This window comes from Saccharopolyspora galaxeae (assembly GCF_016526145.1).
GTDB classification, from domain to species: Bacteria; Actinomycetota; Actinomycetes; order Mycobacteriales; family Pseudonocardiaceae; genus Saccharopolyspora_C; species Saccharopolyspora_C galaxeae.
Genome location: NZ_JADDUE010000005.1, coordinates 306035 through 320449 on the forward strand (window position 1 = coordinate 306035; position 14415 = coordinate 320449).

Annotated in this window: 13 protein-coding genes; 8 read left to right on the forward strand and 5 right to left on the reverse strand. The window is 71.0% G+C overall.

The window, feature by feature from the left end; all coding sequences use genetic code 11:
* Positions 1-27: 27 nt before the first annotated feature.
* Together INP57_RS14190 and INP57_RS14195 are read left to right on the forward strand one after the other, a co-directional pair.
* A complete protein-coding gene (locus INP57_RS14190) occupies positions 28-1542 on the forward strand; it encodes an Nramp family divalent metal transporter (RefSeq protein WP_233627524.1) in 1515 nt (504 codons plus the stop codon).
* A 1-nt stretch (position 1543) separates the two neighbouring features.
* On the forward strand, positions 1544-2062 hold the full coding sequence (locus INP57_RS14195) for a hypothetical protein (RefSeq protein WP_200070661.1): 519 nt from the start codon (positions 1544-1546) through the stop codon (positions 2060-2062).
* Positions 2063-2104: 42 nt separating this feature from the next.
* Here the strand turns inward: INP57_RS14195 and INP57_RS14200 are convergent, their stop codons facing one another.
* Positions 2105-2302 carry a hypothetical protein gene (locus INP57_RS14200; RefSeq protein ID WP_200070662.1) on the reverse strand — a complete coding sequence of 66 codons (198 nt, stop codon included), beginning with the start codon at positions 2300-2302 and terminating at the stop codon, positions 2105-2107.
* Between the two features lie 174 nt (positions 2303-2476).
* On the opposite strand from INP57_RS14200, the gene INP57_RS14205 reads away from it, so the two are divergent.
* On the forward strand, positions 2477-2632 hold the full coding sequence (locus tag INP57_RS14205; RefSeq protein ID WP_200070663.1) for a hypothetical protein: 156 nt from the start codon (positions 2477-2479) through the stop codon (positions 2630-2632).
* A gap of 88 nt (positions 2633-2720) precedes the next feature.
* On the opposite strand, the gene INP57_RS14210 is transcribed toward INP57_RS14205, so the two are convergent.
* From INP57_RS14210 to INP57_RS14225, 4 genes are all read right to left on the reverse strand, one after another.
* Positions 2721-6629, reverse strand: a complete 3909-nt coding sequence (locus INP57_RS14210; protein ID WP_307850072.1) for a HAMP domain-containing protein — start codon at positions 6627-6629, stop codon at positions 2721-2723.
* Position 6630: 1 nt separating this feature from the next.
* Positions 6631-7287, reverse strand: coding sequence for a response regulator (locus INP57_RS14215; RefSeq protein ID WP_200070664.1), 657 nt, complete (start codon positions 7285-7287; stop codon positions 6631-6633).
* 314 nt (positions 7288-7601) lie between these two features.
* Entirely contained in the window at positions 7602-8021 is a 420-nt protein-coding gene (locus INP57_RS14220; RefSeq protein WP_200070665.1) for a CBS domain-containing protein, read from the reverse strand.
* 92 nt (positions 8022-8113) lie between these two features.
* Positions 8114-8350 (reverse strand): hypothetical protein, encoded by a 237-nt coding sequence (locus INP57_RS14225; RefSeq protein ID WP_233627525.1) that lies wholly within the window; start codon positions 8348-8350, stop codon positions 8114-8116.
* Between the two features lie 171 nt (positions 8351-8521).
* Here INP57_RS14225 and INP57_RS14230 point away from each other — a divergent pair, with 171 nt between their 5' ends.
* The 5 genes from INP57_RS14230 (at position 8522) to INP57_RS14250 (ending at position 14388) form a co-directional block, all read left to right on the forward strand.
* Positions 8522-9901, forward strand: coding sequence for a dihydrolipoyl dehydrogenase family protein (locus INP57_RS14230; RefSeq protein ID WP_200070667.1), 1380 nt, complete (start codon positions 8522-8524; stop codon positions 9899-9901).
* Positions 9902-10027: 126 nt separating this feature from the next.
* Positions 10028-10348 carry a ferredoxin gene (gene fdxA / locus INP57_RS14235; RefSeq protein WP_200070668.1) on the forward strand — a complete coding sequence of 107 codons (321 nt, stop codon included), beginning with the start codon at positions 10028-10030 and terminating at the stop codon, positions 10346-10348.
* 149 nt (positions 10349-10497) lie between these two features.
* On the forward strand, positions 10498-11175 hold the full coding sequence (locus INP57_RS30340; RefSeq protein WP_200070669.1) for a GntR family transcriptional regulator: 678 nt from the start codon (positions 10498-10500) through the stop codon (positions 11173-11175).
* Between the two features lie 337 nt (positions 11176-11512).
* Entirely contained in the window at positions 11513-12295 is a 783-nt protein-coding gene (locus tag INP57_RS14245; protein ID WP_200070670.1) for an enoyl-CoA hydratase/isomerase family protein, read from the forward strand.
* The gene (locus INP57_RS14250; protein WP_307850073.1) at positions 12292-14388 is read left to right on the forward strand and encodes an acetate--CoA ligase family protein; all 2097 of its coding nucleotides are present in this window, start codon (positions 12292-12294) and stop codon (positions 14386-14388) included. Before INP57_RS14245 ends, INP57_RS14250 begins: the two co-directional genes overlap by 4 nt.
* Positions 14389-14415: the final 27 nt, after the last annotated feature.

The window sequence follows — 14415 nt, forward strand, 5'->3', positions numbered from 1 at the left end:
TCTGAGCTGACAAGGAGGCGACCCGGAATGGAAGCCGACAAATCCGCGTCGTACGGCGAAGCGGAACAGGAGCCCGACTTAGCGCCCTCGGCGCGTGCCCGGCCCGGGGTGTGGCGGGCCGGGAAGCTGGAGGCGATGCCGATCCGGCCGCTGCCGGACGCACCGCCGTCGATCCACCTGCTCGGACCCACCGTGTTTCTGGTGGCACTGGGCGTCGGCATGGGCGAGTCCTACATGTGGCCGCGCCTGGTGCTGGTGTTCGGCCCGGAGATCCGCTGGCTGTTCCTGATCGGCGTCACCTTGCAGGCCGTGGTGATGCTGGAGATGGCGCGGTGGGCGATGGCCACCGGCGAGAGCATCTTCACCGGAGCGGCCCGGTTGGCGAAACCGCTGATGTGGTTCTTCTTCGTCACCGCGATCGCCGTCTACATCTGGCCGGGGCATCTCTCGGCCGGTGCCGCGGCACTGGAGAAGATCACCGGGCTGCCGTGGGTGGTTTCGGCCTGTGCCGGGCTGATCCTGGTGGGCGTGGTGTTCAGCCTGGCGAAGGTGATCTACTCGCTGCTGGAGAACGTGCTCAGCGTCCTCATCGGACTGCTGGTGGTCGGCACCACCGTGGTGGCCGCGATGGCGGGCAACCTCAGCGACCTGTCCAGCACGCTGACCGGGATGCTGCACTTCGGCTACTTCCCGCCGGAGGCGATGTCGGCGACCTGGTTCCCCATCGTGGTCGGCTCCGTCGCGTTCGCGGGACCGTCCGGAATGCAGCAGATGTGGTACACCCTGCACCTGCGGGACAAGGGCGCCGGAATGGGCGCGCACATCCCCCGGATCCGCGGTCTGCGGCACGCCGACGAGGAAGAGACGATGCCCTCGCGCGGGTTCATGTTCGACACCGGCGACCCCGCCGAGATGCGCAAGTGGAAGGGCTGGCGGCGGTGGGTCACCTTCGACGCGTTGCTGCTGTTCTGGGGCGTGACCATGCTGGTGACGATCGCGTTCACGGTGCTCGCCCAGTCCGCGGCGCGGCGCAACCCGAACGTCGCCGAGCTGATCGAGTCCGGTGACCGGGACGCCGCGCTGGGTGCCATGGCCGACTCGTTCTCCGCGGCGGGCGGATCCTGGATGGGCTCGGTGTTCCTCGGATTCATCGCGCTGATCGGGCTCAACGCCACGCTCGGGCTGTTCGACTCGTTCTCCCGCGGGCAGGCGGACATGACCCACCACTTCGTGCCGGGCGCACGCAGGTTCCGGATTTCGCACCTCTACGCCGGATTCCTGTGGGGCGTGATCGCCTTCGGCATCCTGGTCCTGCTGTTCGGGCCCGCGGACGGGCCTGCCGCGGTGCTCGACGTGCTGGCATTCCTGTCGACGTTCGCGATGGGCGCGTACTGCGTGGTGCTGCTGCTGGTGAACAACCGGTTGCTACCGCGGCCGATCCGGCCGCGGTGGTGGAGCAACCTGATCATCGGGTTCGGCGCGGTGTTCTACCTCGGCATGCTGTTCTACAGCCTGTTCCGCTTCGGCGTGGTCGTGAGCTGAGATGAGCGACGCCGGAACGAACCGAGCCGCGCGGATCGGGCGCACGGCCGAGATCGCGGTGCCTGGAGCGTTGATCGGGGTGCTTGCCGGTGGTTTCGCAGGGCCGCTCGCGGCGATGGCGCAGCAACCTCCGATGTGGACGGTGGTGACGACGCTGGCGCTGATGCTGCCGCTGGGCGTGCTCGGCGGCGGGCACGGCGTGCTGCTGGTGACCGGGCTGGCGCGGCCCGGGATGTTCGCACCGGTAGCGCTGTACTGGCTCGCCGGTTTCCCGCTGGCCCGCTTGGTGCACGAGGTGGCGACGCGCTGGGTGTTGGGCGGTTCCCCGGGATTGCCGGAGGCACCGCTGGGTTTCCTGCTCTACCAGGCGCTGCTCGGGACCGGGTTCGCGATCGGGTTCCTGTGGCTGCACGAACGGCTGGCGCCGCACTGGTTCCTGCGGATCGCCGCGCGCAACGAACTCGCGCGGTCGCTGCTGCAGCAGTACGTCCAGCAGGCCGAACGGGTTCGCAAGCGCTGATGCGGCGGCGGGTTCGGCGGATGTGCGCCGAACCCGCCGTCGTCACCGCTCACCCGCTCCCTGGCGCTGCCGGGGCAACGCCGGGTCCGGGTGCACCGGCAGGCCGACGGGCCGATCGTGCCGCCTGCGGCGGCTCGATTCGATCGCCGTGGCGGTGAGCATCCCGAGCATCCGCCCGTCGGCGCCGTGCCCGCGCGGCAGCTCGGCGACGGCGCGCAACAGATCCCGCAGTCTTCGCATGGTGGTTCGCCTCCTCCCGACAGTGCATACAGTATGCTAAACCATCGCGATCCACACCGCTTGTGAGTCGACCGACACCGGACGGAGCAACGCTGCGCACGCCAGTAGACTGGGGAATTCCGGCCTCGTCTGTCCCCCGAGCGAGGCCGGACTCCCGACCACAGGACCTTTTCGATGGCACGACAACCCGGGTTCCCCGAGCCGCAGCGGGATTCCCCGCACGGTGTGGACCACTACGACGCGACGTTCGCCCGTGACCTGCACTGGTTCCAGCGCCTGCGCGAACAGCTCGCCGAACTCCCGAGCACCGACGAACCGCGCGACGGCTGACGAGTTCGTGCAGCGAGCTTCGGCGGTTGCGGCCACGGCGACCCCCACGCCGTGGCAACTATTTCTGACCTGACGCCGCCCGCCGGACTCACTCGGCCCCCGGTTCGGGGACCGTTTCGGCCACCAGATGCGCGGCGAGCAGGTCCAGCAGGAAGCCGGAATCGACGGGCTTCGTGACGCATTCGGTCGCGCCGCAGGACAGGCTCTGCTCCCGGTCGCCCTTCATCGCCTTCGCGGTCACCGCGATGATCGGCAACTGCTGGTGCCGCGGCATCTGCCGGATGGTGCGGATCGTGGAATTGCCGTCCAGTTCCGGCATCATCACGTCCATCAGCACCACCGCCACGTCGTCGTGCTCCTGCAGGGCGTTGAGCCCGGCGATGCCGCTGTCGACGTAGACCACGCGCAGCCCGTGCTGCTCCAGCAGCGCGCTCAGCGCGTAGACGCTGCGCGGATCGTCGTCGACGACCAGCACCTTCTGCCCTTGGAAGCGCAACAGCGGCCGCTGCACGGCGGTTTCCGGCGGTGCGTCGCCGTCGGCGGCATCGGCGTCTTCGCCCGCACCGAACGCGCCCGGTTCCCAATCCAGCATCGGCGGGTCGATGCCTTCCGCGGTCACGTCGTAGTTGACCTCGGCGCTGGTCGGCGCCGCCGACCGGTCCGGTACCGGGACCGGACCGCGCTGTTCCGGCACGTCCCGCGGCTCCTGCGCACCGCCTTCCGGGGTTTCCGGCGGCAGGTAGAGCGTGAACTCGCTGCCGGCTCCGGATTCGCTGCTGACGCGCAGTTCCCCGCCCAGCAGCGCCGTCAGCTCCCGGCTGATCGACAGCCCCAGCCCGGTTCCGCCGTAGCGGCGCACGATGGTCCCGTCGCCCTGCTGGAACGCTTCGAAGATCCGCTCCAGTTTTCCCTCGGGCACGCCGATTCCGGTGTCGCGCACGGAAAAGGCCAGCACACCGGGAACTCCGTGCAGCGATCCGGGCGCGCCCGGCCCTGCCGGGGCGATCCGCAGCCGCACCGAACCCTGCTCGGTGAACTTCAGCGCGTTCGACAGCAGGTTGCGCAGGATCTGCTCCAGCCTGCTCTGGTCGGTGTGCAGCGTGCCGGGCAGCTCGTCGGCGAGTTCGACCGCGAACTGGAGCCCCTGCTCCTCGGCCAGCGGCCGGTACAACGACTCCAGATGCCCGGCCAGCGCGGCGATTTCGGTGTCCGCGGGCAGCACCGCCATGTGTCCGGCTTCCACTTTGGACAGATCGAGCACGTCGTTGATCAAGCCGAGCAGATCGGTGAGCGCGCCGTGCATGGTCCGGGCCAGGTCCACCTGCTGCTCGGTGAGATTGCCGTCGACGTTGTCGGCCAGCAGCCTGGCCAGCATCAGCGAACTGTTCAGCGGCGTGCGCAGCTCGTGCGACATGTTCGCCAGGAAGTCCGACTTGTAGGCCGACGCCTGGGAAAGCTCGCCCGCGCGTTCCTCCAGCTGCTGGCGGGCCTGCTCGATCTCGCTGTTCTTGATCTCGATGTCCCGGTTGCGCGCGGCCAGCTGCGCGGCGTTCTCCTCCAGCTCGGTGTTGGAGCGGCGCAGCTCCTCCTGCTGCTGCTCCAGTTGTTCGGAGCGGGCCTGCAGTTCGCTGGCCAGGTGCTGGGATTCGCTCAGCAGCTCCTCGGTGCGCGTGTTGGAGACGATCGTGTTCACCTCGACGCCCAGCGTCTCCTGCAACCGCTGCAACAGATCCAGGTGCAGTTCGCTGAACTCGTGCACCGAGGCCAGTTCCAGCACCGCGAGCACCTGGTTCTCGAACAGCACCGGCACCACGGCCACCGCCGCGGGCGCGGCCTCGCCGAGCCCGGAGCTGATCCGCAGGTACTCCGGCGGCGCGCCGCGCACCACGATCGTGCGGCCATCGATCGCCGCCTGGCCCACCAGCGACTCGCCCAGCTCGAACCGCTCCGGCACACCATCGGACGGCAAGCCGTAGGAACCGGCGCGCTCCAGCACCACCCCACCGGGCACGTCGTCGCCGGTCCGGGCCAGGTAGAACGCGCCGCACTGCGCGGAAACCAGCGGCACCAGCTCGCGCATGGTCAGCGAGGCCAGCGCGGAGAGCTCACCCAGCCCGCGCACCAGCCCGGACATCCGCGCCAGGTGCGTCTTGAGCCAGTCGGTGTCCTCGTTGGCGCGGGTGGTGGCCGCCAGGTTCGAGATCATCGCGTTGACGTCCTCGGTGAGCTCGGCGACCTCCCCGCGGGCTTCCAAGGTGATCTGCCGCGTCAGGTCGCCGGTGGTGACCGCGTTGGCCACCGACGCGATCGCGCGCACCTGGGTGGTCAGGTTCCCCGCGAGCCGGTTGACGCTGTCGGTGAGCTGCTGCCAGGTGCCGGAGACGTCGGTGACCTCGGCCTGGCCGCCGAGCCTGCCCTCGGTACCGACCTCGCGGGCCACCCGCGTCACCTCGGCGGCGAACCCGGACAGCCGGTCGACCATGGTGTTGATGGTGGTCTTGAGCTCCAGGATCTCGCCCTGCGCGGCCGCGTCGATCTTCTTGGACAGGTCGCCCTCGGCGACCGCGGTCGTCACCTGGGCGATGTTGCGCACCTGGTTGGTGAGGTTGCGCGCCATCAGGTTCACGTTGTCGGTGAGGTCCTTCCAGGTCCCGGCCACGCCCGGAACCCGCGCCTGCCCGCCGAGGATGCCTTCGGTGCCGACCTCGCGGGCGACCACGGTGACCTGGTCCGCGAACGCGCCGAGCGTCTCGACCATCCCGTTGATGGTCGCGGCCAGCTCCGCGACCTCGCCCTTGGTCTCCACGGTGATCTTCTTGGTCAGGTCGCCGCCCGCGACCGCCGCGGCGACCGCGGAAATGTTGCGCACCTGCGCGGTCAGGTTGTCGGCCATCAGGTTCACGTTGTCGGTGAGGTCCTTCCAGGTTCCCGCGACCCCGGCGGCCCGCGCCTGCCCGCCCAGCTTGCCCTCGGTGCCGACCTCGCGGGCCACCCGCGTGACCTCGTCGGCGAACGCGGAGAGCTGATCGACCATCGTGTTCAACGTGTCCTTCAACGCCAGGATCTCGCCGCGGGCGTCCACGTCGATCTTGCGGCTCAGGTCGCCGCGAGCCACGGCGGTGGCGATCTGCGAGATGTTGCGGACCTGCGCCGTGAGGTTGTCGGCCATCAGGTTCACCGAGTCGGTCAGCCCGCGCCAGGTCCCGGCGGCTCCCGGCACCTGCGCCTGCCCGCCCAGCCTGCCCTCGCTGCCGACCTCGCGGGCCACCCGCGTGACCTCGTCGGCGAACTCCGAGAGCTGATCGACCATCGTGTTGATGGTGCTCTTGAGCTCGCCCATCTCCCCGGAGACCGGCACCACGATGCGGCGGCTCAGGTCCCCGCGGGCGACCGCGGCGGCGACCTGCGAGATGTCCCGCACCTGGCCGGTGAGGTCGGCCGCCATCCGGTTCACCGAGTCGGAAAGGTCCCGCCAGGTCCCGAGCAGGCCGGGCACCTGCGCCTGCCCGCCCAGCCTGCCTTCGGTGCCGATCTCCGCGGCCAGCCTGCCGACCTCGGAGGCGAACATCGAGAGCTGGTCGAGCAGGTTGTTCACGGTGCCGGCGAGGTCGCCGAGCCTGCCAGGGGCGCGATCACCGGCCCGCCGGGACATCCGTTGCGTCAGGTCGCCCTCGGCGACCGCGCCGAGCACCCGCACGAGCTCGCCGGCCGGTCGCAGCAACGCGTCGGTCAGCTCGTTCATCGCCCGCTCGGCCTGCTGCCAGCCGCCCCCGCCGCCGACCTCGGCAGGATCGACCGGCCACTCGCCGCGCACGGCCTGCTCGGTCAGCCGGGACAACTCGGCGACCAAGCGCTGGTCCCGCTCGGCGAGCTCGTTGCACACCGCGGCGATTTCGGCGTCCGGCCCGGCCACCGGCAACCTGCGGCGGAAGTTGCCGTCGCGCAGGTCCCGCAACCCGGCGAGCAGCCGCGCCCGCCCGGGGTCCTCGGCGGCCACGTCAGTCCTTGCTCCGGCCGCCCCGGTCCAGGCGCAGCTCGGTGGCCAGCACCGCGGCCTCGCTGCGGTGCCGCATGGCCAGCTTCGCCAGCAGCTGCGAGACGTAGTTCTTGATCGTCTTCTCGGCGAGGTACATCCGCCCGGAGATCTCGCGGTTGGTCAGCCCCTCCCCGATCAGCTCCAGCACCTCGCGCTCGCGCGCCGTCAGCTCCCGCAGCGGATCGGCGCGTTCCTGCTCCTTGCGCAGCCAGGCCAGCATCGCCTCGGTCTTGCGCGGGCTCAGCAGCGACTTGCCCGCGCCGACCGTGCGCAACGCGCTGAGCAGCTCCTCGCTGACCACGCCTTTGAGCACGAAGCCGGAAGCACCGGCCAGGATCGCGTCCATCAACGCCTCGTGGTCGTCGAAGGACGTCAGCATCAGGCACCGCAGCTGCGGGTGCTGCGACCGCAGCTCGCGGCACAACTCGACCCCGTTGCCGTCGGGCAGCCGCACGTCCAGCACGGCCACGTCCGGTTCGGCCCGCTGGGCCAGGGCGACCGCCTCGGCGAACGAGGCGGCCTCACCGACCAGGTCCAGTTCGGGATCGGACTTCATCAGCACGGCCACGCCGCGCCGGATCACCTCGTGGTCGTCGACCACGAACACTCGTGTCGCCATCGCTCGCCGGCCCCCTGCAAGCTGGAAGACAAGGCACTGACGAGCATAAACACCCCAACGGGTTATGCGCTGGCGGCGCGGTGGCGGCGGGCGGGCAGCGGGCGGTCGTCTTCGCGGCGCCCCGCGTCGGTGTTGACCCTCCGGGAGTGCCAGTACCGCTGGCACTGCTCGCCGCAGAAGTCCTCGGAAGGTCCGGCCGGTGGGATCGGTTGACGGCAACTCGCGCAGATCGGCATGGCCGACACCGCCTTTGCGTGTCGTTCGACAGCGGCGCCCGCCATTGCACATCGCCCGCGTTGCATCAGGGTTGCGGCTCAGCTCATCTGGTAAACCCGCTCCACGAAGTGCGCCAGTTGCTCGTCGGTGATGCCGCGGGCCAGATCGGCCTCGCTGATCATCCCGGCCAGCCGGTGGTCGTGGATGACCGGGATGCGCCGGATCTGGTAGCGCTCCATCAGCGCCAGCACCTCGGACATGTCGGCGTCGGCGGCGACCCAGTGCGGCGTGCCCGCGGCCACCTCGCCTGCGGTGACCTCGGCGGCGTCGCGGCCTTCGGCGCAGCAGTGCAGCACGATGTCGCGGTCGGTGAGCATCCCGTGCAGGCGGTCGTCGCGGCCGCAGATCGGCAGCGAACCGACCCGCAGGTCCCGCATCATCTGCGCGGCGGTCTGCAAGGTCTCGTCCTCGCCGACGCAGCGGGCTCCGCTGTGCATGATCTCGCGTGCGGTGGTCATGGCCTTCTCCCTTCGGGCCCCGGCCTTCTCCCTTACGGGCCGGGGCGCCTGTCCGCTGGTCCTCCCGGTCTGCCGCGACCACCCGCGCGGGATCAGCCCTCCCGCATCAGGCGGTCGAAAGCGGCGTTGGCGTGCGCCCAGCCGGTGGTGATCACCTCGCTGGGCAGCTCCGGGCGCTGCGGGGAGTCCACGGTGACGACGAAACCCGGTTCGACGACCCGGCGGCGCATCAGCACCAGGTGCCCGGCCTGCGAACGGCCGATCCGCTCACCGTTGTCCCGCGCCGTGCTCTGCCCCGGTACGAGTGCGGAAGTGTCGGTATCGGACATGCTTCCAGTTGTAGTCACTCGTCCGGTGGGCCGCAGCACTCGCGGTGACAGGGGTGCGCCGATGTTGCTGCGGGAACGTCGAGGATCAGAGGTTGTGCACGGGTCAGGTGTGGACGCCCGCCGCGCGCGGGCACCCCTTGGCCGAAGTCCAGCAGCGAGCGAGGAGCGCGAATGGCAGCGGAAGACGTCGACGCGGTCGTGATCGGCATGGGCCCCGGCGGGGAGGACGCGGCGGGCAGGCTGGCCGCCGCCGGGCTGGACGTGGTCGCGGTCGAGGAGCGGCTGGTCGGCGGGGAATGCCCGTACTACGCCTGCATCCCGACGAAGATGATGGTGCGCGCGGCCGAATCGCTGGCCGAGGCCCGCCGGGTGCCCGCGCTGGCGGGCTCGTCGCAGGTGCGCCCGGACTACACCGAGGTCGCCGACCGCATCCGCGACGAGGCCACCTCCGGCTGGGACGACGGACCGGCCGTGAAGCGCTTCGAGTCCACCGGCGGCAAGCTGATCCGCGGCCGCGGCCGGATCACCGGCCCCGGTGAGGTGACCGTGTCGCTCACCGGCGGTGGTCAGCGAGTGCTGCGTGCCCGCCGCGCGATCGTGCTCAATCCGGGCACCGAGCCCGCGGTGCCGCCGATCGACGGCCTGGCGGACACGCCGTACTGGACCAACCGCGACGCGGTGCAGGCCCGGGAGGCGCCGGAGTCGGTGCTGGTGCTCGGCGCCGGCCCGGTCGGGCTGGAGTTCGCGCAGGTCTTCGCCCGGTTCGGCAGCGCGGTGACGGTGGCCGAGGCCGGTGAGCGCATCCTCGCTTCCGGCGAACCCGAGGCTTCCCGGAGCCTGGAGGGCGTGCTGCGCGGCGAAGGGATCGACGTGCGCACCGGCACCGGCTTGAGCCGGGTGTCGCATGACGGTTCGGTGTTCCACGCCGAGCTCGATTCCGGTGCGCAACTGCGGGTGCAGCGCCTGCTGGTGGCGACCGGCCGCCGCACCGACCTGGCCGGTCTGGGCGTCGGCGCGGTCGGCCTCGACGAGCGGGCGCGCACGATCCCCGTCGACGAGCGGCTGCGGGCCGCGGACGGGGTGTGGGCGATCGGGGACGTGACCGGGCACGGCGCGTTCACGCACACTTCGGTGTACCAGGCTCCGATCGCCGCGGCGGACATCCTGGGGCAGGACGGTTCGCCCGCGGACTACCGGGCGGTTCCGGCGGTCACGTTCACCGACCCGGAGGTCGCCACCGTCGGGCGGACCGAGTCCGCCGCCGCCGAACAGGGCGTCCGGGTGCGCACTGCCAGCACCGAGATCCCGTCGTCGCCGCGCGGCTGGATCCACAAGGAGGGCAACGAGGGCCTGATCAAGCTCGTCGCCGACGCCGACCGCGGGGTGCTGGTCGGTGCGACCGTGGTCGCGCCCTACGGCGGCGAGGTGGTCGGCGCGCTCGCCGTGGCGGTGCACGCGGAAGTGCCGGTGGCGAGCCTGCGGCGGATGATCTACGGCTACCCCACTTTCCACCGCGCGATCAGCGCCGCGCTGGAGGAGCTTGAGGTGTGAGGCGTCACCGGCTCGTTTCGGCTCCGCCTGCTGCTGGGAAGTCCCGGGCTCCGAACTGATTGCTGCGTGCGCGGCGGAGGCCGTTCGCGGTGCGCCGCGCCGACCACATGCGACTAGGAGGGCACCGTGACCTACGTGATCACCGAGCCCTGCGTGGACGTGCTCGACCGCGCGTGCGTGGACGAGTGCCCGGTGGATTGCATCTACGAAGGCGGGCGGATGCTCTACATCCACCCCGACGAATGCATCGACTGCGCGGCGTGCGAGCCGGTGTGCCCGGTGGACGCGATCTACTTCGAAGACGACGTGCCCACCGAGTACGAGCCGTACACGCAGGCGAACGCCGAGTTCTTCAGCGAACTCGGCTCCCCCGGCGGCGCTGCCGAGGTCGGCAAGGTCGACCGCGACGTCCCGCCGGTCACCGAACTGCCGCCGCAGGCCGAGTGAGCCGGCGGCCCGGTCACGCCCGCCCGGTCCGCGCTCGGTTGCACCGGAGTGCGCGGTCGAGCCCCGTACGATGATGCGCGCGGATCGGGCCGGGCCGGCCCGTGGTCAGGCGAGCGGGAACAGTGGGCGCAGTGGGCACGACGGGGTCAGTGAGCGATTCGGCGAGTGACGGCTCCGCGCGGGCGCGGAGTTCGGTGCACCGCGCGGTCGACGAGATCCGCCGGATGCTGCGCGACCAGGAACTGCTGCCCGGCCAGGCGTTGCGGCAGGAGGCGTTGGCCGAACGCCTCGGTGTCAGCCGCGTACCGGTGCGCGAAGCGTTGCAGGCGCTGGAGGCCGAAGGCGTGCTGCGGCACGAGCGCAACGTCGGCTACACGGTGACCCGCCTTTCCGCCGAGGAGCTGCGCCAGGCGTACCTGATGCGCGCTGCGTTGGAGGCGGTGGTGTTGCGGGAACTGCCCCGGCTCGGCGCCGAGCAGCTCGCCCGGCTCTCCGAGATCAACGACCGGATCGCCGAGGCGGGAGCGGGTCCGGACGTGCCGCGGATCATGGAGCTCAACCACGAGTTCCACTTCGCGGTGTTCCGCTGCTCCGGGCTGGACCTGGTCGTCGACGAGATCGAGCGGGTCTGGAAGCGCACCGAGGCGTACCGCACCGTCTACGTCTACGACGAGGCGGCGCGGCGGCGCATCGTCCGCGAGCACCGGCAGCTGATCACCGCGCTGCGCCGCGGCAACAATGAACGCGCCATCGAGCTGATGGACGCCCATCGGGAGGCCACCCGCACCCACCTGGGCCCGGCCTTGTCCCCCGCGCCGCGGTCCTGACAGCCGACTTCCGCCACCAGCGGTCCTTTCGTCCCGTCTGGCGGGACCACCTGTTCGCTCCGTCGTGAGTCCCCAGAGCTGGCGGCGCGCGCACGTGCTTCCCGACTCTCGAGCGAACGGACCGTTTGACCAATCTAGTGGGACGAACAGGCCGTTCACTCCTCTCCGAGATCGCTGGGGGCGGTGACGGTCGGGCGTGTCGGGCGGGGTGCTGCGCTCCGGTTCGGGCAGCGGCGAGCGAGGCTGGATTGCATTCAATTTTGCATGGACTTCCCCCGCTGTGAGGTGCTTTACTCCCGGGTGCGCAACGCGGCGCAGCGGCAGGGAGGCGCACAGCATGGCGGACCTGGAGTACCGAGTCTCCGAAGGCGTGGGCACGATCCTGCTCAACCGCCCGGCCAAGAAGAACGCGTTCACCCTGGACATGGTCGACGAGTGGGCCGCGGCGATCCGCCGGGCGCAGGCCGACCCGCAGGTGCGCGTCCTGGTCGTCACCGGCGCCGGGGACGCGTTCTGCTCCGGGGTCGACCTGGACGACTTCACCGGCGAGGACAAGTCCGTGCTGCAGGACAAGACCGTGCTCACCGACCGGGTGCACCAGGTCGCGCTCGCCCTGGAGGACATGGACAAACCGGTGATCGCCGCGGTCAACGGCGTGGCCGTGGGCGCGGGCATGGACATGGCGCTGATGTGCGACATCCGGCTGGTCGGCGAGTCCGCGCGGTTCTCCGAGGGCTACGTGCGGGTGGGGCTGGTGCCCGGCGACGGCGGTTGCTACTTCCTGCCACGGCTGGTCGGTACGGCCAAGGCGCTGGAGCTGCTGTGGACCGGTGACTTCATCGACTCCGCCACGGCGGTCGAGCTCGGCATCGCCAGCTACCGCCATCCCGACGACGAACTCTCCGAGAAGACCTACGAATTCGCCCGCAAGCTGGCCGCAGGGCCACCGGTGGCGATCCGGGCGATCAAGCGCGCGGTGTACCAGTCGGCGCGCACCGACCTGCGGACCTCGCTGGACCTGATCTCCTCGCACCAGGCGATCGTGCAGTCCACCGAGGACTCCGCGGAGGCGCTGGCGGCGTTCCGCGAGAAGCGCAGGCCGAACTTCCAGGGCCGGTGAGCACAGTGTCCGATGTGGACGCATTGTTCCGGCCGCGCGCGGTCGCGGTGGTCGGCGCCTCGGAACGCTCTGCGATGGCCGCGCGGCTGACGGACTTCCTGGTGCGCGACGGGTTCACCGGCACGGTCCACCCGGTGAACCCGCGGTACCGGGAACTGCACGGCCTGCCCTGCTACCCGTCCGTGGATCAGTTGCCGGGACCGATCGACCTGGTGCTGGTCATGGTGCCTGCCGAGCGGGTGCTCGACGTGGTGGCGCAGTCCGCCCATGCGGGCGCGAGCCTGGCTGTGGTGCTCTCGTCGGGGTTCGCCGAAGTCGACGACGCGGGCGCGGCGTTGCAGGCGCAGCTGACCGAACTGGCCCGCAGCAGCGGAATCCGCGTGCTCGGGCCGAACTGCCAAGGCTTCATCTACCGGCCGGGGGCGGTGACCGCATCGTTCAGCTCCGGCGCGGGAATCGGTTCCGCACCGCCGAGCGAAACCGGCGGCATCGCCTACATCGGACAGAGCGGCGCGCTCGGCGGCAGCGTGCTGGGCATGGCCGCCGACCGGGGCGTCGGGCTCACGGCGTGGGTCAGCGTCGGCAACCAGGCCGATCTGACCGCAGCGGAGTCCGCCGCGCTGCTGTTGGAAGATCCCGAAATCCGCGTGCTGGCCTGCTATTTCGAGCAGCTTCCCCGCGGTGCGCAGTGGTCCCGGCTGACCGCGCGGGCCGCAGAACTGGGCAAGCACGTCGTGGTGCTGCGATCCGGGCGGTCGGACACCGGTCGGCGCGCCGCCGCCTCGCACACCGGCGCACTGGTGCGCTCCGGTGCGGCGTTCGACCTGGTCACCGAGCGGTCCGGGGCGGTGCTGGTGGACGATGTGGACGAACTGATCGACACCGCGATCGCGCTCGGCGGGCCGCGGCCCGCGGGCGCGCGGCTGGGCGTGGTCACCAGTTCCGGTGGCGCGGGCAGCTTGGCCGCGGATCAGGCCGAGCCGCGCGGGCTGGGCATTCCCGAGCTCGGCCCGGCCACGCAGGACGCGCTGGCACCGCTGATCCCTCCGTTCGGCAGCCTGGTCAATCCGGTCGACGTGACCGCGCAGGTCATCAACGATGCCGGGCAGCTCGGGCAGGTCTGCGAGGCGGTGGCCGAAGACGGCGGCGTGGATGCGGTGCTGGTGCTGCTGACCACGCTCGGCGGACGCACCGCCGAGCAGATCGCCGAGTCGCTGCTGCGTGCCTCGCGCGCCACGGCGAAACCGTATGCGGTGGCTTGGCAGTACTCGCACGCCGAGATCGCGGAACCGGCCGCGATGCTGCGGCGAGCGGGCATCCCGGTGCTGCCTTCGACGAGTGCGGCGCTGACGCTGCTGTCCCGATTGGTCGCGCGGCCCGCACCGGCCGCGGAGGTGGCCGAGCTGTCGTGGCCGGACGTTCCGGCCGGTGAGCTCACGGAGTCGGCCGGGGCGGGCGTGCTCGACGCGATCGGCGTGGCCCGGCCACGCGGGCGACTCGCGGCCGATCCGGCCGAAGCCGGGATCATCGCCCGCGAGCTGGGCGGTGAGCTGGTGTTGAAGATCCAGTCGCCGGACGTGCCGCACAAGAGCGACGCAGGCGGCGTGCACGTCGGTGTATCAGCGACCGGCGCGGACCACGCGGCGCAGCGAATCCTCGACGCCGTCAAGGAGAACGTTCCCGACGCGCGGGTCAGCGGCGTGCTCGTGCAGGAACTCGTTCCCGCCGGGGTCGAACTCCTCGTGGGCGTTCAGGGGTCGAGGGACGGATACCCGCCGGTGCTCACGGTGGGCATGGGCGGAGTCACCACGGAGATCTACGGGGATGTGGTCGCGGAACTGGCCCCTGTGGACGTCAAGGGAGCTCACGACATGCTGCGGCGCCTTCGCGGGTGGCCGCTGCTGGACGGATTCCGCGGCAGCGAACGGTCTGATGTGGACGGTGCGGCGCAGGCCATCGCCGCGCTGTCGCAGCTGGCCGCGCAGCTCGGCGAACGGCTGGTGGAGCTCGAGGTGAACCCGCTGATCGTGCATCCGGAAGGCCGCGGTGCGACTGCGGCGGACCTGCTGCTGAAAGGCGTTCCCGGCGACTGAGCGGAGAATCGCGGTGCACAGCGGGTC